Origin of the sequence: Segatella baroniae DSM 16972 = JCM 13447, from assembly GCF_000426585.1 — a bacterium.
GTDB classification, from domain to species: domain Bacteria; phylum Bacteroidota; class Bacteroidia; order Bacteroidales; family Bacteroidaceae; genus Prevotella; species Prevotella baroniae.
The window spans coordinates 79,936-102,603 of the sequence record NZ_AUFQ01000005.1; the positions used below are offsets into that span (position 1 = coordinate 79,936).

Sequence of the window (22,668 nt, forward strand, 5' to 3'; positions counted from 1 at the left end):
TTATTTCACTTTGTTTTTGAGCATTTTGTAATACAACAGCGGCACGACGACCAGCGTCAGCACCGTGGACGTGAGCGTACCGCCGATCAATGCGATGGCCAGTCCTTGGAAGATGGGGTCGAAGAGGATGACGATGGCCCCCAGGAGCACGGCGCCGGCCGTCAGAACGATGGGTGTGGTGCGGATGGCCCCCGACTCGATGATGGCTTGTTTGAGCGGAATGCCCTCCTTGAGGCGTATGTCGATGAAGTCGATCAGCAAGATGGAGTTGCGTACCATGATACCCGCCAGGGCGATGAAGCCTATCATCGACGTGGCCGTGAAGTAGGCGCCGAGCAGCAAGTGGCCGAGCGCAATGCCGATGAGCGACAGCGGTATGACGGTGAGCTGCACCAATGGCGTGAGGAAGCTCTGGAACCATCCGACAAGCAGCATGTAGATGATGATGATCACGAAGAGGAAGGCCAGTCCCAGGTCGCGGAACACCTCGTAAGTAATCTTCCATTCGCCGTCCCACTTGAGCGAATAGTCGTCCTCCAGCTCGGGTTGCTGCTTGAACTCCTCGCTGATGTGGTAGCCGGCGGGCAGCTTTATGCCCTTCAACTTGTCGGAAATGTCGAGTATCGGATAGACGGGACTCTCCAGTTCGCCCGCCACTTCGGCCGTCACATAGACCACACGCTTCTGGTTCTTGCGTGAAATGCTCTTCTGCTTGACGGTCTCCTCCACCGTGACCAGGCTGCCGACGGGCACCGATTGGCCACGGGCGTTGACGACGTTGGTGCTCAGCACGTCTTCCACACTGGCCTTGTCAGCTTCGGAGAGCTTCAGCGTGACGCCCACCTGGTTGACCATGGCCGGCTGGTGGAGCACACCCACCGGGACTCCCGACAGCGCGCCGCGCACAACCTGTGCCACCTGGGCTTCGGCAATGCCCTGTTTCATGGCCTTGTCCTTGTCCACTACGAAGCGGAACTCCTTCTGGTCGTCTTCCACCATCCAGTCGACGTCGACCACATTGTCGGTCATGCGCAGGATGGACTTCACCTGTCGCGCCACATCCATCTGTCCTTCATGGTCGGGGCCGTAGATTTCGGCCACGATGGTGGACATGACGGGCGGTCCGGGCGGCACTTCCACCACCTTGACGTTGGCCCCGTAGCGTTGGCCAATCTTCTGCAACGCCGGCCGCATGGCCTTCGCGATGTCATGGCTCTGGACGTTGCGGCGGCTCTTGTCAAGCAGATTCACCTGGATGTCGGCCACGTTGTCGCCACGGCGCATGTCGTAGTGGCGCACCAGGCCGTTGAAGCTGATGGGGGAGGCCGTGCCCGTGTAGATCTGATAGTTGGTCACCATTTCGTTGCGGGCTATCTCCATGGCCAGCTCTTGCGCGACGGCGTTGGTTCGCTCCAGCGTTGTGCCTTCGGGCATGTCGACGACGACCTGAACTTCGTTCTTGTTGTCGAACGGAAGCATTTTAACCGAAACCGACTTGGTGAAGAACAGCGACACGGAGCCTACCAATACGACGGTGAGGCCGAGCATGAAGGCCCATCGTTTCGTGCGGCTTTTCAGGAACGGCTCCGTCATGGCGCGGTACAATCGGTAGATGCGCCCCTGCTCGAGGGCGTTCTCGGTGTGTCCGTCGGTCGCGTCGTCCTTCCCCGCTTTGCACTTGCCCTTGTATTGCAGGAAGAGGAAGCCGAAGTAGGGCGTCAACGTCAGGGCCAATAGCAGGGAGAAGGTCATGGCGATGGCCGCTCCGATGGGCATGGGACTCATGTAGGGTCCCATCATTCCTGACACGAAAGCCATCGGAAGCACGGCCGCGATGACGGTGAGGGTGGCCAGGATCGTGGGATTGCCCACCTCGTTGATGGCATAGATGGCTGCTTGCAGCGGCGGCAGCTTGTTGTGCTTGAAGTGGCGGTACATGTTTTCCGCGATGATGATGGAGTCGTCGGTCACGATACCGGTGACGAAGACCAGCGCGAAGAGTGTGATTCGGTTCAGCGTGTAGCCTGTGAAATAGTAGGCGAAGAGCGTCAACGCAAACGTGATGGGCACCGAAAGGAAGACGACCAGGCCGCCGCGCCAGCCCATGGCCAGCATGACGAAGAGCGTGACGATGACGATGGCCAGGGAAAGGTGCAGCAGAAGCTCCGAAACTTTGTGTGCGGCGGTCACTCCGTAGTTGCGGGTGACCTCCACCTGCACGTTGTCGGTGATGAGGTCGCGCTTCAAATGCTCCACTTTATGGGTGATGAGCTTCGCCAGTTTCATGGCGTCGGCGCCCTTCTTCTTGGCGATGGAGATGGTGACGGCCAGATGTTCGCCCGGATTGGCCTTCTGTTGCTCGGCATGGCCGGCCCCGTAGCCGAATGAAAGATAGTTGTCGGTCTCCTTGGGGCCGTCCTCTATCTCGGCCACCTGGTGGAGGTAGACCGGTTGGTTGTCATTGGTTCCGACGACGGTGTTCCTGATTTCGTCCGCATTCGTGAAGAAATTGCCCACCTGCGTGGAGAAAGCACGGTCGCCACCGACGACGTTGCCGCTCTGCAGCTGCACGTTGTTGGCCTGGAGAGCCTGCGCGATGGCGTTCATGTCGACCTTGCTCGCGGCCATCCGCTCCTTGTCGAGCCGGATACTCACCTCGTGCGGGTTGCCGCCGATGACATCCACGTGGGCCACGTCGGGCACTTTCTTGATTTCGTTGCCCACGACCTCGGCCAGCTGACGGAGTTGGAAGCTGCCGACGCTGTCGCTCCACAGCGTGAAGGCCAGCACCGGGACGTCGTCGATGGCCCTTGACTTCACCAGGGGCATGGTGGCGCCCTGCGGCATGCGGTCCATGTTCTTCATCAGCTCGTTGTAGAGCTTGACGAGCGACCGTTCCACGTCTTCGCCGACATAGAACTGGACGGTGAGCATGGCCATTCCGTCCATGGACGTGGAGTAGACGTCCTCCACTCCCTTGATGTTGGAGACGATCTTCTCCAACGGCGCGACGACGCTGTGCTCTATCTCCTTGGGCGAAGCGCCCGGATAGCCGACCATGATGTCGGCCATCGGCACTTCTATCTGTGGTTCCTCCTCGCTGGGGATGAGGTATATGCTGAAGGCACCCATCAGCAGGAAGGCCATCACCAGCAGAATGCTGAGTTTGGACTTGATGAAGGCCCCCGCTATCATGCCTGATATTCCTTGTTTCATAAGTGTCGGTGTTTAGTTTGTTGTCTTAATGCTGCGCCCGTTGTACAGTTTGACGCCGCCGCCGCGAATCACTTTGGCCGAAGCGTCGAGTCCTGAAAGCACTTCGATGCGCCCGTTCTGGGTTCTTCCCAGCCTGATCCAGCGCAGAGCGGCCTTGTTGTCGGCCGTGACCACGTAGACTCCGGTGAGTTGGTCGCGGCGAATGACGGACGACGCCTCGACCCACACGCCTTGCCTGGGCTGCGCCGTCGTGGGCATGGGCACCCGAATGCCGGCGTACATGCCCGCCTTGAGACGGCCCTTGACCTCCTGTGGCAGCGCGATCTTCACGCCATACTGGCCGCCGGTGGTCTCGGCGGAGGGACTGACCTCACTGATGTGGCCGACAAAGTGCAGGTCTTGCGACTTGACTTCCATCCGGACGGGCATGCCCGGCTTGATGAAGGGAATGCTGCTTTCGGGCACCGACGCTTCAACATCAAGGTCGCCGGTCTGTTCGAGCACGAGGATGGGCATGCCGGGTGCGGCCGTTCCGCCCTCGTCCATCATCTTTCGGGTGACGGTGCCGGCGAAAGGAGCGCGTATGTCGGCGTAGCTGAACATCGAGTTGACTTCTTTCAGGCTCTGGCGGGCCATCTGCAGCTTGGCGTTGATGGACGTTCGGTTGAGCTGCATGTTCTCCAGTTCCTTGTCCGACACGCTTTTCTGGGCGTGCAGGGCCTTGTAGCGGTCGTAGTCCTTGTTGGCGTTGCGGGCGGCGGCCTCCGCTTCCACGACCATCGCCTGCACCTGGGCGCGCTTGGCCTTGAGGTCGTCGCTGTTGATGGTCACAAGCAGCTGGCCTTTGGCTACGTGGTCGCCTTGCTTTACATGAATCTTGTGGATGTAGCCCATCATCCGCGTGCTGACGAAAGTGGTCTGCTTGGACGACACCATGCCGCTGACGAGGAGGCTGTTGTCGCTCTGCGCCGTGGGGGAATAGGTGCTTACGGCGACGGAAGGCTCTTCGCCTTTCGGCTTTTCGGTTGACGAGCAGGACGCCATTAGCCCGATGGCAAGAAGTCCTGGCAATGTGGTTTTAAAGAGGGATGACATAAATGGTTCTATTTTTTTGCGGTGATTAATTGCTGGTAATATCTTGTTATGTTGTAGTTCATGACAGCCTGCGCTTTCTCAAGCTGTGTTTTCGAGAACTGTGCCTGCGACATGAGGAGGTCGGTGGTGCCGACCAGTCCCTCTTTGTAGCGGTTGCGCATGATGCGGAGGGCCTCGCCGGCCTGCGCAACGCTCGTTTCGTGGCGCTTGATTTCAAACGCAAGGTCGGTCAGGTCGCGGTTGTTCTTCTCCACTTCCAGCCTGCTCCGGTCGATGTGCTGCTGCAATTGCAGCTGCAACCTGTCCCGTTGCAGGCTTGCGGCGCGTATCTTGTGCCTGGTCTGGTTGCCCGTGAAGATGTCCCAGCTCAGGTTCAGGCCCATCATGTAGGAGTCCGACTTGAACCGGAATATGCGCTTGTCGTTGAACTGATAGCTTCCGAAGGCGTTCAGGCGCGGCAGGTAGGCCATCTTGAGCGACTTCACCATGACATTCGTGGCGTCGAGGCCCCGTTGCATGGCCATGATGTCCGAGCGGAAAGGCGAGAAAGTGGGGGTCGTCTCTTCGTTGTCGGCCAGCCGGAGGCTGTCGGTGGACAGGGTGGCGCCGCCCGTTTGCGGCTTGTCGCCCATGAGCAGTAGGAGTCCTTCCGATGCGTTGGCGATGTTGCTGCGGGCCTTTGCCAGCGCGCTTTCAACCGTATTCACCTGCACTTCGGCGTTCAGCACGTCACTTTTCTGTATCAGTCCCTGCTTGTAGAAGTTGTCGACCATCTGCCGGATGGCCTTGACGTCGGCGAGGGTCTGGGCCAATATGCCCGCGCTTGCATAGGCGAATTGCAGCTGGGTGTAGGCTTTCTGCACCTCATACCTGATGTATTCCTTTGTATATTGGGTCTGATACTTGGGAATATCCTCCATAATCTTGGCTCCTTTGCGGCGATACCACATGTCGACGTTCAGCAACGGCAGCTTGACATCTATGCCGGCGTTGAAGTTGCGGGCCGTCCCCGGGTCGTTGAGCTTGGCCGGATCGAAGTCCATTGCGGTGACACGGCTCTGCTGAAGGAGGAATCCGAAGGCGTTCAAAGGGTTGTTGGTGGCCATGGCGGTGTAGCCCAGGGAGACCTGGGGAAGGAAGATGGCGTCGGTCTGGCGGTATTCCGCCTTGCCGATGAGTTCGCCGATCTTGGCTTGTAGGATATGGCTGTTGTTCTGCTCGGCCTGCCGTATCGCCCTGTCCATGGATATGTAGGAGGGCGTTTGGGCATGGACTTCAGCCCCCAGAAGGGCCGTGAGCAGGGCGATGGCCTTGATTGTATCTGTATGCTTCATCCTTTTGGAAGTTAAAAGTTGGTTTATGGAAATTCAATCGCGCAGCGATTGGAAAGTAATCGTGCAGCGATTGGAAAGTAATCGTGCAGCGATTGGAAGCCGATCGTGCAGCGATTGCCGTCTGATCAGCCCTCTTTTGCAGGCTCGTCGTTGGCCTTTGTGAAAGTTGTCTTGGGCTTCTTATTCTTGATGACGCATTTGTTGCCGATGCAACAGGATGGATTCAGAAACGCCATCGTTATCAGAAACACGCCCAAGACGACGAAGACGACGCTGCCGGCGTAGGCTCCGTATGCGGCTCCTGCGGCTCCGATGAGGATGCGGAACAAACTGAAGAAGTTCAGTCTCTTTATTAACTCTTTCATGTGATGCACTTTTGGTTTGACAATAGTTACCTTTTTACGTTTCCAAAGGAAACAATGCAAAGGTAAGAAAAGTATCTTTGATAATCTATTTCCTTTGGAAAATAAATTTGATTTTAAGATAAATTAGTTGTTGTAGGGATGTGTTGACAATTCAAACGGTTGTCAATGCGCTTGTGAAAGGCAACGAAAAAGGCCATATTCTGCAAGCGGTTGTTGCGGAATATGGCCTGTATGAGAGGATGACGGGCTTAGTTTCTGAAGACGAGACCTTCGCCGAAGGAGTCGAGGAGGATGGGTTTCTCACGCGAAACCTCCTCGCTCAGGATCTTGCGGCTCAGCTCGTTGAGCACCATCTCTTGGATGGCACGCTTCACGGGACGTGCGCCGAACTGCGGATCGTAGCCCGCTTCGGCCAGCGTCTCGATGGCCTGCGGCGTCCATTGCAAGTCGTAGCCCTGCGGTTCGAGCATTTTCTTCACGCGGTTCATCTGCATTTCCACGACTTGGGCAATCTCCTCCTTGCTCAACGGCTTGAAAGTGATGATGTCGTCGATGCGGTTGAGGAACTCCGGACGCATGATTTGACGGAGTTGTTCGCGTGTGGCGTTGCTCGTCATGATGATGATGGTGTTCTTGAAGTTGACCAACCGGCCCTTGTTGTCGGTCAGTCGGCCGTCGTCGAGCACCTGCAGCAGCGTGTTGAACACGTCGGGATGCGCCTTCTCAATCTCGTCGAAGAGCACGACGCTGTACGGTTTGCGCCTGACGGCCTCCGTCAGCTGGCCGCCTTCATCGTAACCTACGTATCCCGGAGGCGCGCCGATGAGGCGGGTGACACTGAATTTCTCCTGATACTCGCTCATGTCGATGCGCGTCATCATGTTTTCGTCGTTGAAGAGATACTCGGCCAGCGCCTTGGCCAGCTCCGTCTTGCCGACACCGGTGGTTCCCAGGAAGATGAAAGACGCAATCGGGCGCTTCGGATCCTGCAGTCCGGCGCGGCTGCGCCTCACCGCGTCGCTCACGGCCGTGATGGCTTCCTCTTGTCCGACGACCCTTTTGTGAAGCTCATTCTCAAGGTTTAGCAGCTTCTCCCGTTCGCTTTGCAGCATTCGGCTCACGGGTATGCCCGTCCAACGGCTCACCACTTCGGCGATGTCGTCGGCCGTCACCTCCTCGCGCACCATCTGTTCGCCCTGCTGGGTTGAAGCCAGTCGGGCCTGAACGGCCTTGATGTCCTCGGCCAGACGGGTCAGTTCGCCGTACCGAATCTCAGCGACGCGCTGGTAGTTGCCCTCCCGTTCGGCCCGTTCGGCCTCGAACTTGAGGTTCTCCATCTGCTGCTTGTCCTGTTGAATTTGGTTGACGAGCGCCTTTTCGCTTTCCCACTTGGCCTTGAAGGCGTTCACTTTCTCTTTCAGTTCGGCGATTTCACGGTCGAGAAGAGCCAGTTTGTCGGCGTCGTTCTCACGCTTGATGGCCTCGCGTTCAATCTCCTTCTGCTTGAGTTGACGATCCAGGTCGTCCAATTCCTCGGGCACCGAGTCGCGTTCCATGCGCAGTTTGGCAGCCGCTTCGTCCATCAGGTCGATGGCCTTGTCGGGCAGGAAGCGGTCGGAAATGTAGCGTTCGCTCAGTTTGACGGCCGCGATGCAGGCGTCGTCCTGTATTCTTACCTTGTGGTGGTTCTCGTATCGTTCTTTCAAACCACGGAGAATGCTGATGGCGTCAAGCTCGTCGGGCTCGTTGACCATGACCGTTTGGAAGCGGCGTTCGAGCGCCTTGTCCTTCTCGAAGTACTTCTGATACTCGTTGAGGGTCGTGGCGCCGATGGCCCGCAGCTCTCCCCGGGCCAAGGCAGGCTTCAATATGTTGGCCGCGTCCATGGCCCCTTCGCCTCCTCCGGCACCGACGAGCGTGTGAATCTCGTCTATGAAGAGGATGATGTTGCCGTCGGCGTTGGTCACTTCCTTGATGACGCCCTTGAGCCGCTCCTCAAATTCGCCCTTATACTTGGCTCCTGCCACGAGCGCGCCCATGTCGAGCGAGTAGAGTTGCTTGTTCTTCAGGTTCTCCGGCACGTCGCCGCGCACGATTCGCTGGGCCAATCCCTCCACGATGGCCGTCTTTCCGGTTCCCGGTTCACCTATCAATATGGGGTTGTTCTTGGTGCGTCGACTCAGGATTTGCAGCACACGGCGAATCTCGTCGTCGCGTCCGATCACCGGATCGAGCTTGCCTTGGCGCGCCCGTTCTATCAGATTGATGGCGTATTTCTGCAACGCCTGGTAGTTCTCGTCGCCACTTTGGCTCTGCACCTTCTGTCCCTGACGCAGTTCCTGGACCGCCATCATGGCCTCTTTCTCGGTCATGCCGGCGTCTTTCAGTATGCGGCCGGCGACATTGTTGCTGTCGAGGATGGCCAGAAGCATGGGTTCTATGCTGACGAACTCGTCGCCCAACTTCTGCGAAAAGTCCATCGTGCGCTGCAAGATGGCGTTGGTGTCGTTGCTCAAGTAAGGCTGTCCGCCCTGCACCTTGGGCAGATGGGCTATCTCTTGTTGCAGGGCCGTGTTGACGGCATTGGCGTTCATGCCCAGCTTTTGGAACATGAAGGCGACCACTTCCTTGCCTTTGTCGATGACGCCGGCCAGCAAGTGGACGGGCTCTATGCTCTGTTGCCCGTTCTGCTGCGCAATGTTCACCGCCGCTTGTACGGCTTCTTGCGCCTTGATCGTGAATTTGTCGAATGTCATTTTCGTTTCTCCTTTCTTATATTATATAATGTGTAGACGTTTGTCGGGGAGCCTGCACGGCTTCCGAAAGCATTTCTTCAAAGGTCGTTCCCAAGGAGAAAGTCGGCCAAAATGGCGTGTTTTGATGTCAAAAAGGCAGCTTTGAACAATGGAATGGGCACAAAAAAAACGCTGCATGGCCCATGGCTGCAGCGTTGTTGCAATTCGTTTGCCGTGGTGGTGGGCTGTTTTGCGCCATCACCGGTGCTTTGCGGAAAGAGGGGGATTCGAACCCCCGAAACGCTTTTGGCGTTTACACGCTTTCCAGGCGTGCCTCTTCAACCACTCGAGCATCTTTCCTTCAATCGGATTGCAAAGGTATTACTTTTTCATTGATTATCGGCAAGAGGCATAAAGGATTTAAAATTCTTTAATAGATGGGCCGAATATCGCGGCAACATTCTCATTGGTGGCGCGAGCCAGTTCGTCTTCGGTCACGCCATAGCTGCCCGCCAGCGTCTTCCCGACCTCCACGATGAACGCGCTCTCGTTGCGTTTGCCCCGGTAGGGCACAGGCGCCATGTAGGGGGCGTCGGTCTCCAGCACGATCCGGTTGAGCGGAACGGCCGCCGGAAGGTCTTCGCGGAGGTGGCTGCTCTTGAACGTCAAGACGCCGCCAATGCCCAAGGCAAACCGAGGCATGCGAAGGAACTCACGCGCTTCCTGCCTGTTGCCCGTGAAACAGTGGAACACACCGCCCGGCAGCGTTTGCTCGTATTTGCGCAATATGGCCAGAAGTTCGTTCTGAGCCTTGCGGCAATGGATCATCAGCGGCAGTCGGGTTTCCACCGACCAGCGCACTTGTTCTTCAAAGGCGGCCAGCTGTTCCTGCTCAAACTCCCTGCTCCAATAGAAGTCGAGGCCGCATTCGCCGATGGCGATGACGTGCGGATCCGAGGATTGGAGGTTGCGGTCGAGCATGGCCCGCATGGCTTTGAGCACCTCCTGCCAGTCTTCTTTCACCTCTTCGGGCTGCAGACCGATCATTGGAAAGGCGTAGCCCGGATATTGGCGGCATATCCGCATCAGGGCGTCTATCGACTTCAGGTCGACGGCGGGAATGAAAATTCGGCCCACCCCGGCTGCTTTGGCCCGTTCGATGACCTGCGGCAGGTCGTCGGCGAAGTCGTCGACATCGAGGTGGCAGTGTGTGTCTATGATCATATCAGTAGAGATGTTCTTCGTTTTTGCGGTAATAATAAACGATTCCCAGCCTGCGGCATTGGGCATACCGCACCTCGGGCGGCTCCTCGGCGTAGTGCGTTTCAACCTGATTCCACAGCTCTTGCAGTATCGCATCTACGTCGGGACGCAGTCTCATCAGCTCGGTCAGGTCCTGCTTGGTGCGTCGGGCAAGTCGCTGTTGCCGTTCGTAGAACTCGCAGAAGATGTCCAAATGGGTCGTGACAATGCCGATGGGAGGGTTGTAGATGGGGCGTCCACCGGCTTTGACGCGGGCCTTTTCGCCCTCGATGGCTTTGCGTCCCCATTCCGTCAGGCCCGCAATGGTCTTGATGTTGGGCAGACTGGTGTCGCCGGTGTCGAGCCCGTAGAGCGGCAGGACGGCGCGCTTCATCTCCCCCCGTTCGACGCACATGAGCAGCACTTGCAGGAAATGGCTCACATATATGGTGGCATTTCGCTGCAGTTTCTCCATCTTCGTGTTGTGGCGGGTTTGCGCCTGAAAGCTGATATGGTATTGTTCGACGGCCGTTTGCAGATGTTCACAGGCTGTCTTGGCCCGGTTCAGCACCTTCCAGTCGATGAAACGGTTTCTCACCGTGTAGATGTCATCGCAGTCGAGCAGCGTCTTCAGCGCCTTCAGTCGGGCCGCGTCGGTTTTGGGGAGTTTTCTGTAGGGCACGGTTCTGCGTGTTTTGTGGGGGCGTTCAGTATGTCCGGTTCATCATTCGCATGGCGTAGGCGGCCAGCTCCTGCTTCCGTGCGTCCGGAATCCGCACGGCGTCGAGATAGCGTTGGCTCTCTTTGAAGTAATGTTCTATCTTTTCCTGCGCCAGTTGGTCGATATGGAGCGCGTTGTAGAGGGCCGTGACGGCAGCCACCTTCTCTTCCCGATCGAACGTGACGGCGTCGATCCAGCGCTCAAGTTCGTGTCGTTGCTGGCCCGAAGCCCTGTTTTGGGCCTGTATGAGCATGAAGGTCTTCTTGTTGGAGACGATGTCTCCGCCGATGTTCTTGCCGAAAACGGCCGCATCTCCATAGACGTCGAGGTAGTCGTCTTGCAGCTGGAAAGCCAGTCCTATCTGTTCGCCGAACTTGTAAAGGTTGTCGATGTCGCTCTGGGGGGCGTCCGCCAGGATGGCGCCGATCTTGAGGGCGCAGGCCAGAAGCACGCTCGTCTTGAGCCGAATCATCTCTATGTATTCGGCCTCCGTCACGTCGTCGCGCTTCTCGAAGTCCATGTCCATCTGCTGGCCTTCGCCTATATCCAACGCCGTCTTGGTGAAGACGCGGAGCACTTCGGGCAGAAGTCCGGGACTGCATTGGGCCATGTGCTGGTAGGCGAGCACCAACATGGAGTCGCCCGACAGGATGGCGGTGTTCGGATTCCACCTTTTGTGGACCGTGGCCTTGCCCCGTCGCATGTCGGCGTTGTCCATGAGGTCGTCGTGCAGGAGCGTATAGTTGTGATAAGTCTCCAAGGCGACGGCCGAAGGGAGTGCTTCTTCGACATCGTCCTTGTAGAGGCAGTAGGCCAACAGCATGAGTGTGGGGCGGATGCGCTTGCCCCCAATGCTGAGAACGTAGCGTATCGGGTCGTAGAGACCTTCCGGTTTGCGGTCGCCGGTCAGCTTTTCGAGTCTGTCGTTGACCTTGGTCAGGATTTCTTCAGCGGTCATTTGAAATGTATTGTTACAATTTGAAGTTGATGGGAATTACAAACATGGTGCGACACGGCTTGTCGTTCTGCCTGCCGGGCTTCCACTTCGGCATCATTCCGACTATGCGCATGGCCTCCCTATCCAGCAGGGGATGGACCGACTTGGCTATCTTGGCGTCGACAATCGTGCCGTCCCTGTTGATGATGAACGACACGACCACCTTGCCTTCGATGTGCTGTCGCTGGGCCGGAGTGGGATAGTTGAGGTTCTGGGTGAGCCATTTCATGAAGGCGACGATACCTCCCGGAAACTCGGGAAGCTCTTCCACGACTCGAAAGTGCAGCGGGTTGTCGTTGTCGTCGACGGCCGCCGGCTGCTGCGCCTGCTCTTGTGGCCGGTCGTCGTCGGTGGTCTTCGCGCCCGTCTCCAGCCCTTCTGTCAGCCGTTCGTCGCTCGCTTCGGTCAGTTTCTTGGTCAGTCGGGCGGGTCTCTCCACCGGTTTGATCTTCCGACCGGCCGCGGGCGACGCCGTGGGAGCCGCCATCATGTCCTTCGCGTCCATCGCGGGCAGTAGTTCGATGTCGTCGTTCACGTCGTCGGGCAGTTCTTCGCTTCCGATTGTCGAACGGCCGTTCCCCGTGTACTCAAGCGCGGTGAGCAGCAGCATAAGAACGAGGATGATTCCAAGCAGAAAATACGTTCTTCGCTTCTGCTCCAAATCGGCGTTTTTCGACTTCTTGATGTCCACAATGATACTTCTGAAGCGTCTGTTTGTCAGTGTAAATAATGATACAAAGTTACGCTATATAATTGAAAAATACATTATCTTTGCCGAATATTTAGGAAAATATATGAAAAAGGTTGGATTCTCACTTTTGCTAAGCCTTGTAGTTGTGTTGGCTACGGCCCAGGAAAGCCAGACGGAATATAACTTTCTGCGGTTGCCGGTGAGCTCCCATGCCGCCGCTTTGGGGGGCGGCAACATCTCGTTGGTGGACGATGACGCGTCTCTCATCTATCAGAATCCTGCTCTTTTGTCGAGCGTCAGCGACAAAAGTCTGTTCTTTGGCTACATGAGATACATGCACGACACGAATATGGGGGCCGCCGCCTTCAGCCGGACGCTGACCGACCGTGCCAGCTGGGCGGTCGCAGGGCAGTATGTGGACTATGGAACGATGAAGCAAACGGACGAGGCCGGCGTGGCGACGGGCCGTTTCAAGGCCAAGGACATTGCGCTTTCGGGCTGTTTCTCCTATCTTCTGACCGACCGGTTGGCCGGTGGAATAGCCGCCCGTTTCATCACTTCCACGCTGGGAGAGTACCATGCCGTGGCCGTGGGCGTGGACTTGGGACTCAACTACTACGTGCCCGATGACGAGTTTTCGCTGTCGTTGGTGGCCCGAAACTTGGGCGGACAACTCAAGGCTTTCGCCGATGATTACGAGCCAATGCCCATCGACATACAGCTGGGCGTCTCGAAGCGGTTCAGCCATACGCCTTTCGGCGTGCACCTGACGATGGTCGACCTGAACCATTGGGACTACAAACTGCTCCACCATTGTCAGGCGGGAATCGACGCGCAGCTGTCCTCCGCCGTCTGGATTGGTGTCGGCTATCGGTTCAGGCAGGGGCATGACATGCGGATTTCGGCAGGCGAGGAGGAAGTCGTCACGGGCGGGGCGGGCTTCACGGCCGGCGCGGGGCTCAACCTGGAGCGCTTCAAGTTGAATCTGGCCTACGGCAGATACCATGTCAGCAGCCATTCGTTGCTGTTGAACGTGGGCTTTTCTCTTTGAATTTAACATTAAACAGACTATATGAAGAAGATTACCATTGCCATAGACGGCTTCTCGTCGTGTGGCAAAAGCACGATGGCCAAAGACCTGGCCAAAGAGATTGGGTATGTATATGTCGACACGGGTGCCATGTATCGGGCCGTGACGCTCTACGCCTTGCGCCACCATCTGCTTCAGGCGGACGGCGGCATAGACGAGGAACGGCTGCGGCAGGAGATGGACAGGATACACATCACGTTCCGTTTCAACGCCGACGCCGGCCGACCGGACACTTATCTGAACGGAGAATGCGTGGAGCACGAGATACGCAGCTTGGAGGTGAGCAAGTTTGTCAGTCCGGTGGCCGCCTTGCCTTTCGTTCGCGAGACCATGGTGAGCCAACAGCAGGCGATGGGTCGTGAGAAAGGCGTCGTGATGGACGGCCGCGATGTCGGCACACTGGTGTTTCCCGACGCCGAACTGAAGGTGTTCGTGACGGCCAGTCCGCAGGTGAGGGCCCGGCGGCGGTATGACGAATTGAAGGCGAAAGGCATGCCCGCCGACTTCGACGAGGTGCTTCGCAACGTGGAGGAGCGCGACTATATCGATTCGCACCGCGAGGTGTCGCCGCTGTGCAAGGCTGCCGACGCCATCGAACTGGACAACGGCGAGATGACCATTGCCGAACAGAAGGAATGGCTGATGCGCCTTTTCAGGAAGGCTGCGCAGTGCTGACGTCTTGCCATCGCAGCCCTTTGAGCTTCCCATCGCAGCCCTTTGAGGTTCTGATCGCTGCCCTTTGAGCTTCCGATTACAGCCCTTTGGGCTTCCCATCGCTGCCCTTTTGCACCGCAAAAGGGCAGCGATTGTTTTCCGGGGCATGGCTGTTGCAAAATGACGGGCCTGGAACGGCCGTTGCATCAATGGTCAACCAATTCGTGGAAACTAATCTGATTATCAGCGTTTTCTATGCTATCAAGTCTTTATGGATGTGACAAAACGGTATATTTTCAAATGTTAAACTTATAAATTAATGGCTTTTTTATTTGGAAAATAATAAAATAGTTACTATATTTGCACCATGAAAGCTTGTGAATAAAGCAACAAATGATCTGATAGATCCAAATTCTGATTCATTTCTAAGGCCACGAAAAAGTGGCAAAGATAAAAGATGACCGATTAAGGGTTGGGCAGACAAAAAACAAGCAATTGAAACTAAAATGATGGTAAATAGAAATTAGATTATAAATTTTGAGTTAATTACTGTTTTTTTAGGGAGGATTTCTTCGGGAGAAGGAATCCTCTTATTCGTTTGTCGGGGTTTGTTCCCGAAGTCTCTCCTCCATGGCGATGCGGCGATATTGCGCTGGTGGCATGCCGAAATGCTTTTGGAAAACGCGGTAGAAGGTCTGTATCTTCGGCACGCCGCAGTCTGTCGCCACTTCGCCGATGGTCATTTCAGGACGGTTTGTCAGTTGTTCGGCCGCCCTTTTCAGGCGAAGTCCGTTGACATAGTTCACGAACGACATGCCCGCATATTTCTCGAATAGGGGGGCGAAGTTGTTCTTTGACACTTTCACCAGCTTGCGAAGCACGTCTCTGTTCAGTCTGTGGTCTCGAAACATCTCCTTCTCTACGATGTATTTTGCCAGCTTTTGGAATACATCTTTTTCTTTTTCAGTCTTCATTTGCGTTCTATTTTTGTGTTTGATGTAGTCTTGTCTTGTGTCGTTGGCTGGTGGCTTCACGGCTCCTGATAATGGTTCGTGATGTAGTCGCGGCATTCTTCCATCAACCACTTGGGCGTGCTGGTCGCTCCGCAAATGCCCACTGTCGCCTTGCCGCGGAACCATGTCATGTCGATCTCTTCGGCCCGCTCTATCTGGTAGCTGTCGGCATTGACGCGTTTGCACTCCTGGAAGAGCACTTTTCCATTGGAACTCTTGCGTCCGCTGACGAAGATCACGACGTCGTGGCGGGCCGCGAAGGTCGATATGTTGGGCATTCGGTTGGCCACTTGCCGGCAGATGGTGTCGAAACTCTTGAACTCGGCGCCCTCGGCGATGTGGGCCTGGATGTATTCTATGATGTGGTGGAACTCGTCGAGGCTCTTGGTGGTCTGCGAATAGAGGTAGATGTCGCGGTTGAAGTCCAGTTGTTTCACGTCGTCGAACTTCTCGATGACGATGGCGTGGCTGTGTGTTTGGCCTACGAGGCCCAGCACTTCGGCGTGTCCGTTCTTTCCGAAAATCACGATCTGCCGTCCGCCGTCCGCCGTCGAGGTGTCGTCGTCGCATTCATACTGCTTCTTGATGCGCTTCTGGAGTTGCAGCACCACGGGACAGGTGGCATCGATGATTTCGATATGGTTGCGGCGGGCCGTCTCGTAGGTCTCGGGCGGCTCGCCATGTGCCCGCAGCAGCACCTTCACATGGTGCAGGTCTTTCAGCTGGTCGTGGTTGATGGTGACGAGTCCCCGCCCGTGTAGCCGTTCCACCTCCATGCCGTTGTGTACGATGTCGCCCAGACAGTAGAGCGTCTCGCCCTTGGCCAGCTCCTCTTCGGCCTTCTTGATGGCCGTGGTCACGCCGAAGCAGAAGCCGCTTCCGTTGTCGATTTCAATCTGGATCATGCTTATTTGGCGTTGATGTTGATGACGACTTTGGGCTGTTCCGGGTCGTTGGTGATCATCAAGACGCGCGGACGCTGCTTTTTCAGTATCTCGCGGGTCCCCGCAATCTTGAGTTTCGCCGTCTCGCCGGGCTCCAGTTTCGTCTTGTTCAGCGACACTTCGAGTCCTGTCGTGAACATTTGCAGGTTGCGAATCTCAAGCGTCGTCCTGCCGCCGTTGGTGAGTTCGATGGTGCCCCGCAGCTTTTTCCTGTCGCCGAAGGTGCCCAGGTTCAGTTCCTTGGCGCTGAGATGCAGCCGGGGAGCCAGCTTCAGTTGGTCGCTCGTCATGTTTTGGAATGCGGGAAGCAGCACGGCCGATACCGGGAGTTCGATGTCGGCGGCCACTTTGTCGCCCGGCGCGAAGCCCAGATACACGCTCGTCTGCGACAATCCGAAGTCGCGGAGCTTGCGGGAGTCGAGCGTCAGCAGCAGTTCCCCTTGATGGCGGGGTGCTATTTTGGATGGCGACAGCTCGGCGGAGAGGTAGTTTGGCAGGTGCATCACTTGTGGTTCGGCCGTCCGGTCGGAGTTGTTGTAGATGTGAACCTTGACCGATGGGCGTTCGCCGCGGTTGATGTCGTCGAACTCTATCTCGTTCTTGTCGGTCTTCAAGTCGCCCAAGTCGTATGGAAAATCGCCCACATAGCCTTTCAACTCCTCAACGACGACGCCGCGAATCTTCAACATCAGCGGTTGCTTTCGGTTGCTTGTGTAGAGTCCTATCTCCTTTTGGAAATGGCCGAGGGTGGCCGCGTCGTAGGTAGCCTTCAGCGTATATTCCTTTCCTCCTGCGATGGTATGGTGGTCGTCGACCACCGTCGTGCAGCCGCAACTGGTGCGCACCTGCTCTATTTGGACAGGTCTGCTGCCCTTGTTGGTCAGCTTGAACTCTACGGTGATGGGGCTGCGGTAGCGCACTTGCCCCACGTTGATGGATTCTTTTTCGACAATGAGTTTCTGGGCCATGACGTTCAAGGTGGTCATGGCCAGCAGAGAGAGTGCTAATATCTTCTTCATAATCATTTCACTTGCAAGTTGAGCGCCTTGCCGCGACCCATGTATTCGGGGCTGTACATGCACTTTGCCGTGCATGTGCCGGAGGTGTAGTCGCCCGCCCGGTCGATGTAATATTCGGTTTCGACGACATGTGTGCCTTTGGGAAGCATGTCGTAATAATAATAGGTGGCCTCGTCTTTGGCGGCATAGTAGGTCCCTTGGCTGTAGCCGCTCAGCTGTCGGACGGGTTCCATGCACGCGGCGCGGTGGTCGGCCACTTCGACGAAGTCGTAATCGCGGTCGGCCGTGATGGTGATTCTCACCTTGATCTTGTCGCCAACCTTCGCCGTAGCGTTGGGAAGAATGACTTCCCGCTTGACGCCAAGCCCCATCGCGGCGTCTGAAACCTCACTCGTCTGCTGCCTGAACTCGGCATATACCGCCCCCCAAGTCACTCTGTCGGCATGGTTTTCGGCTGTGAATGTGCCGAAACGGCGGCCCGTCTGTCGTGCCTGCACGTAGCCGGTGGCGGGGATGGCGGGCGTCGTGGCCAGCGGGTGGCCGTCGAGTTTGAGCGTGGCCGGTGCCGCGTTGTCGGTCAGCGTGGCGATGTTGCCGTCTACGAAACCATAAACGGCGTTGACACAGTTGATGGGTGTGTCCCATTGCTGGGTGCGTTTGCTTTGCAACAGCCAGCGTTGCATCTCCGCAATGGTCTGCCTGTCGTCGGGCGTAATCAGCTTTAAGGCCTCGATGGCTGCCACTTGTGTCGGTATTTTGTAGTCGCACCAGGAGTAATAGGCCTTGCGTGTGTCGAAATAACGCCCCATTTCCTCTTTGTAAACCGTGTATTGTTTTAGACTGTTGAGCTGTCGCAGGGCTTCGGTCTCCTTACCGGAGCGGCCGAGGATGACAGCCATGGTCGCCTTCCCGTAGATGGTGAGGGCGGTGGGGTGGGCTTCCACCAGCTTCAGAAGATACTGATAGTCGGCTTTGTCTTGGTTCTGGTGGCGGAGCGCGCACAGATACAGATAGCGCACGGCACTCTCGCTGGGCTGCAGGTTCTTGTCCCCCTCCTTCTCACGGGCCTTCAAGCGGGCCACTTCTTTGGCCGTTTCCTTTTCGAGATAGCCCATGCCGGCTTGCAGAATCTTTGCCGTGGCGTCGTCGTTGGTGCCTGTCATCATGTTGAGACGCTGCAAAGTGGTGCATACGGAGAGCGTGATGTAGAGACTGCCGGGGCCGTTTTCCCACCAGCTGAAGGATCCGTCGGCTCGCTGGAGCTTCTTGATTTGCGCGAGATTCGCGTCGAGTCGGCTCTTGATGGTGTTGCCGTCGAGATAGGATAGCAGCTGTTCCTGGCGTTCGTTGCCCCGCAGGGCGTCTTGCAACCAAGGCGTATTTTCAAGTTCTTGGGCCAATGTGACAAAGGCACTCTTGGCCTCCGGCTTTGGAGAAAGGCTCCAGAGTCGGATGGTTTCGGCTATCTTGGGATTGCCGGAGATGATGTGCTGCGCAAGACTGTTGGCATAATAGGCGGTCGTTTGCGAGATGGCGTTCTTCGTTTTGTCGGCGGCTACCGTCGGAAGCGTCTTGATCATCAGCCAGGAAGGGTTGTTGGTGTATTCGATCGTGAGTCGGTTGCCGGCTTCTTTCACGGGAAACAGCTTGTCAACGTCGATTGTTTGCGTGCCGGCGTGAATCTGGCTGAACGCGACGGTGTTCATCACGTTCTCCTTGTTGTCGAGAATGGGGAGGTAATGTTGCTCTCCGTCGCTGAAGTTTGCGCCTTCCACCGTCATTCTACAGATGAGGACGCCGGCCTGTTTGTCGGCCGTTACGGTTTCGGGGTCGAACTTGAACGTGGAGGCGACAGTCTCCTTGGCGTTGATGGAGATGTTCCTGGACTGCGCGAACACGACTTTCTCGTTCTCGGGGTTGACGAGTTGCAGCGTCAGTCTGCCGCTTTGCGCCTTGTCGGTGGTGTTCACGATTCGGCAACTGAGCAGCGGCTGGTCGCCGAAGCGCACGAAACGCGGCATGTTCGGCATGACCATCAAAGTCTTCTGGGCCGTGGCTTCCGTCTGTTCCAGGCCGTAATTCATGGCCTTGTCATGTGCGAAGCCCATGAATTTCCATGTCGTTACGCTCTCGGGAAGCGTGAAGCGGAGGCTCACGTGCCCCTGTTCGTCCGACTCCAAGGCCGGATAGAAGAACGCGGTCTCGTTGAAATTCTGTCTGACGGATGGCGTTTGCGACCGCCGTGCGGGCTCTTTCGTGTTTTTGTCTTCAGCTGCCGTATCGTTAGCTTCGGCTTCCTTGACGTTGGTACGAAGTGCTGTTTCGCCCATGGGAGTGGCTTCCAGCTTGCTGAGCGCCATGCTTTTGGCGTATGCCATGCCCGCCCTCGTCTTTCGCGGACTGCTTGAATCAGCTGCGTATGCCATCAGCTGAATGCCGAAATACATGTCGTTCCAGTTCAAAACGGCGGGGTCGAGCTTCGTAAAGTCGAGTTCCTTCTCCTGCAAGGCATGGAAAGGCTCTTCTCCATAGAGGCTTGTCGGCTGGAAGTGGTTGCCCTCCCACAAAGCGATATAAGGCAAGTGGCGGTGGAGGGGCAGGCTGAAGGCCCAGCTGTGCGGGGCGATGTCGTCCAGACTCTTGTCATACAGCACGGCCATCAATTGTGCCTTGGCGGCCTTCCCCTTGTTGTCGGTGATTTGGAGCTTCCATGTTTCGTCCTGGCCGGGTGTCAGGCGGTCGCGGAACGTGAGCCATTTCATGTTCAAGGTCTTGTCGGGCAGCGGCTTTTCGAGGCGCACCTGGTGCGAATAACACCTGCCGTCCTTCACCCATGCCATGGAAATGATAATGCCGTCGCCGTACTCTTCCTTATATTTAAAGGTACGCGTGCGCACTTCCTTGTTGAGTTCTACGTGTCCTTGCTCCACCAACTTGCGGTCGGAGAATATGTCATAGACCACATGCACGTGCTCGTCGCTCGATCCGAACTGCACGGACACGGCCTGGCCGTCGGCTGGGAAGCCCTTGGCCGAGGTGACAAACCAGTCGTGGGTGTCGATGGGTGCCGTCTTGTCTTTGAACGAATAGACCACAAACGTATAGTTCAGGGTGTCCGTTCCGCAAGTGGCCGACAGCGTGTGGAGGCCCGATGGCAGATTCAATTTACCGAGTTCAACCTCTTGGTTGGCTGCGGTCGTGTATGTCTTGGCGTCGATTTGATAGTTGACGGTGGCCTCCATCTCTTTTCCCAGCAGGTTGGTGTAGGTGAATTTGAAGGTTCCCGGGCGCGCTTTGTCCAGCCGGTCGGCGAGGGTAGTGCCGAAGATGGTCGTGCGGTTGCTCAGCGGCAGGGTGGTGGAAGCTTCGTGGCTCTCGCCTGCCATGTCGGTGACGACAGCCTGAACGACGTAGCTGTAGTAGAGCGCCTCGCCCTTTCTGCCTTCCGGCAAGAGCATGGGGACGCGCGCCAAGAACCTCCCTTCGGCGTCGGTGACGGTCGTGTCGGGGGCGAAGGTGTATACGTTTGCGTCGTATTGGCGGGCCCAGAAGAAGCGAGGGCGACGCTGAATCTTCAACGTCACGCGTGCGCCGGCGACGGGAACGCCCGCATAGCGTCTGGCAACGCCTTCCACTTGGATGGTGTCTCCGCTGCGATATGCCTTGAGGTAGGGGGGGAAGGCGACGTCGAAAGTCGGCCGCTTGTATTCTTCCACGCGGAAGTTGCAGCTTCCCTGTCGGTCGGCTTCGACCGAGAAGTAGCCCGTCAGCCCCGTGCGGGGCAGCGCGAAGTCGGCCGAAGCCGTGCCGTAGTCGTCCGTCGTGACCGTCTTCTCGGCCTGCATCTTGTAGTTTGCGTCACGAAGTGTCAGTTTGATGGTCTTTCCCGCGGCCACTTTCACCTCGTCGTTTCTGTGTCTGGCGGTGTAGGCGACCACCGACGTCTTGACGATTTGCCCAGGGCGATACAGACTGCGGTCGGCAAACACGTTTATGTTGAGCTCCGCATTGTCTGCTTCATCAGGGAAACTGATGTTCCCGTTGACAGCTATCTTGGGGCGAAACCTGTCATTTTCGGTGTAGACCATCATGGAGTAGGGCTCTTCCTTGCCCGTATAGATGGCTTCACCGTTGCGGTCTGTGGTTACAATCTTGATGACTTGATCCTTCCGGGTCTGCCAGTTTTCCTTCGACAGGCGGATGTGTGCGCCGGCAACAGGTTGCCCCGAAGCCGCGTCCAAGGCCACGAGTCTCATCTGGTGGTTGGGAAGCGGTCGGGCCAAAGCCGTCAGGCTGCTGACGTGCAGGAGCTTTCTTTCGGGCTTGACGTCCTTGTTGTCCGTCGTAAACTCCAGTAGATACACGCCCGCGGCCAGTCCGTCGAGCTGCATGGAGTCGCAACATATCTTGTAAGGAGGCTGCCCCACATATCTATGGGTGGTCGTTGTGGTCGTATTCGCCAAGAGCAGACGACTGATTCTGCCATAGTCGTTTGGCTGATTGGGGTCGAGTTCGAGTGCATGGGCGGTGTTGAGACGGGTCACCGACATCGTTATCGACTGCAGGTTGGTGATTTGTCGGATATAAACGAGCTTCGCTTTATTCGGCAACAATACGTCTCTGTCCATCTCGACGATGAAGCTTGGCAGGGTGAGACGCCTCTGCGCGTTGCGCAGAATGTTCATCCGGGGCCATGCTCCCCAGTGACTTAAGGCGTAATTGATGTAGTTGTATTTGTCGATGGTGGACGCGTCGGTGGCTCGGTCCATGAAGTTGTAGCGCTCGATGGCCAGCTCTCCCGCCACCGTCAGGTCTTTATAGACGTTGATCAGCGAGTCGATGGTTTGCAGATACTTGGACTTTCTCACTTCCAGGACATCGGATTTCCGGTCTTGTTGTATCAGTTCGAAGACGCAGAGGCAGGCTGCCGAGCGGTTGTTGTGCTCGCTGTACCACTTGTACATGGTCTTGAAGTCGCCCGTTTCATAGCCGATGACGTGCAGAAGGTCATTATAAAAGATGTGGCTGTCGGTGCCTTCGCGGAGCAAAGGCTCGTAAACGCCGGCATTCACGCCGGCCAATCTGTCGGGATGACGCATGGCTTTCTCAAACCATTTCTTGCTTTCGGCCTTGCAGTCCCGACCTTCCAGGTTGAGGTTTTCATACACTTTGCCGAGCGCGCATTGGTAGACGGCGGCCAATGTGATGTTCTTGCCGGCGGCGGCCTCTTCCTTTTCCAACCGACTCAGTGCCACGGGGATGGAATCCTCTGATATCTGTCCTTCCACCTTGGCCCTTTTGAACTCCGCCTTGAGCAGATGACCGTATTTCTGTTCGGCTTTCGCCTTGTGGGCAATCTTCGCCAACATGTCAAGTTCATCCTTTGGGAGGTCTTTACGCTCCAATTCGGCAACTCTCTTCCACAGCGTATTGTAACTTTCCGCCGCCCCTGAAAGCGGCCACCATGCGAGCATTGTCATGAACGCAATGAGTAGTTTCTTCATAATCCGCAACCTCTTTAAACGTTGATATAGTGCAAAGATAGAGATTTT

General features: G+C 56.6%; 15 protein-coding genes and 1 tRNA gene. 2 read left to right on the top strand and 14 right to left on the bottom strand.

Translation table 11 applies throughout. The annotated features are described in order from the left end of the window. The 10 genes from K334_RS0105635 to K334_RS0105680 form a co-directional block, all read right to left on the bottom strand. Positions 1 to 3,216 (bottom strand): efflux RND transporter permease subunit, encoded by a 3,216-nt coding sequence (locus tag K334_RS0105635; protein ID WP_025880492.1) that lies wholly within the window; start codon positions 3,214 to 3,216, stop codon positions 1 to 3. Between the two features lie 12 nt (positions 3,217 to 3,228). Next, positions 3,229 to 4,287, bottom strand: a complete 1,059-nt coding sequence (locus K334_RS0105640; RefSeq protein WP_248623505.1) for an efflux RND transporter periplasmic adaptor subunit — start codon at positions 4,285 to 4,287, stop codon at positions 3,229 to 3,231. Between the two features lie 32 nt (positions 4,288 to 4,319). After that, positions 4,320 to 5,645: a TolC family protein gene (locus K334_RS0105645; RefSeq protein WP_027444645.1), complete on the bottom strand. Its 1,326-nt coding sequence runs from the start codon at positions 5,643 to 5,645 to the stop codon at positions 4,320 to 4,322. Positions 5,646 to 5,770: 125 nt separating this feature from the next. Further along, a complete protein-coding gene (locus K334_RS0105650) occupies positions 5,771 to 6,010 on the bottom strand; it encodes a hypothetical protein (protein WP_027444646.1) in 240 nt (79 codons plus the stop codon). A gap of 248 nt (positions 6,011 to 6,258) precedes the next feature. Continuing rightward, positions 6,259 to 8,766, bottom strand: a complete 2,508-nt coding sequence (clpB, locus tag K334_RS0105655; protein WP_025880490.1) for an ATP-dependent chaperone ClpB — start codon at positions 8,764 to 8,766, stop codon at positions 6,259 to 6,261. Between the two features lie 251 nt (positions 8,767 to 9,017). After that, positions 9,018 to 9,105: transfer RNA gene (locus K334_RS0105660), tRNA-Ser, on the bottom strand. Between the two features lie 60 nt (positions 9,106 to 9,165). Further along, positions 9,166 to 9,969, bottom strand: coding sequence for a TatD family hydrolase (locus K334_RS0105665; RefSeq protein ID WP_027444647.1), 804 nt, complete (start codon positions 9,967 to 9,969; stop codon positions 9,166 to 9,168). Position 9,970: 1 nt separating this feature from the next. Continuing rightward, positions 9,971 to 10,669: a hypothetical protein gene (locus tag K334_RS0105670; RefSeq protein ID WP_021588904.1), complete on the bottom strand. Its 699-nt coding sequence runs from the start codon at positions 10,667 to 10,669 to the stop codon at positions 9,971 to 9,973. 25 nt (positions 10,670 to 10,694) lie between these two features. Further along, on the bottom strand, positions 10,695 to 11,666 hold the full coding sequence (locus tag K334_RS0105675) for a polyprenyl synthetase family protein (protein ID WP_025880489.1): 972 nt from the start codon (positions 11,664 to 11,666) through the stop codon (positions 10,695 to 10,697). A 13-nt stretch (positions 11,667 to 11,679) separates the two neighbouring features. Further along, a complete protein-coding gene (locus K334_RS0105680; RefSeq protein WP_025880488.1) occupies positions 11,680 to 12,396 on the bottom strand; it encodes an energy transducer TonB in 717 nt (238 codons plus the stop codon). A gap of 103 nt (positions 12,397 to 12,499) precedes the next feature. On the opposite strand from K334_RS0105680, the gene porQ reads away from it, so the two are divergent. Beyond that, on the top strand, positions 12,500 to 13,447 hold the full coding sequence (gene porQ, locus K334_RS0105685) for a type IX secretion system protein PorQ (RefSeq protein WP_025880486.1): 948 nt from the start codon (positions 12,500 to 12,502) through the stop codon (positions 13,445 to 13,447). A 21-nt stretch (positions 13,448 to 13,468) separates the two neighbouring features. Further along, positions 13,469 to 14,161 carry a (d)CMP kinase gene (cmk, locus tag K334_RS0105690; RefSeq protein WP_025880485.1) on the top strand — a complete coding sequence of 231 codons (693 nt, stop codon included), beginning with the start codon at positions 13,469 to 13,471 and terminating at the stop codon, positions 14,159 to 14,161. 569 nt (positions 14,162 to 14,730) lie between these two features. Here the strand turns inward: cmk and K334_RS0105695 are convergent. Genes K334_RS0105695 through K334_RS0105710 form a run of 4 tightly spaced genes read right to left on the bottom strand, consistent with a single transcriptional unit; the run spans position 14,731 to position 22,620 of the window. Continuing rightward, positions 14,731 to 15,114 (bottom strand): helix-turn-helix transcriptional regulator, encoded by a 384-nt coding sequence (locus tag K334_RS0105695; protein WP_021588883.1) that lies wholly within the window; start codon positions 15,112 to 15,114, stop codon positions 14,731 to 14,733. A 56-nt stretch (positions 15,115 to 15,170) separates the two neighbouring features. After that, on the bottom strand, positions 15,171 to 16,058 hold the full coding sequence (locus tag K334_RS0105700; RefSeq protein WP_021588902.1) for a 4-hydroxy-3-methylbut-2-enyl diphosphate reductase: 888 nt from the start codon (positions 16,056 to 16,058) through the stop codon (positions 15,171 to 15,173). A gap of 2 nt (positions 16,059 to 16,060) precedes the next feature. Further along, positions 16,061 to 17,119, bottom strand: coding sequence for a DUF1573 domain-containing protein (locus K334_RS0105705; protein ID WP_390896183.1), 1,059 nt, complete (start codon positions 17,117 to 17,119; stop codon positions 16,061 to 16,063). Further along, positions 17,119 to 22,620 carry an alpha-2-macroglobulin family protein gene (locus K334_RS0105710; protein WP_027444649.1) on the bottom strand — a complete coding sequence of 1,834 codons (5,502 nt, stop codon included), beginning with the start codon at positions 22,618 to 22,620 and terminating at the stop codon, positions 17,119 to 17,121. The genes K334_RS0105705 and K334_RS0105710 overlap by 1 nt, the downstream gene beginning before the upstream one ends. Positions 22,621 to 22,668: the final 48 nt, after the last annotated feature.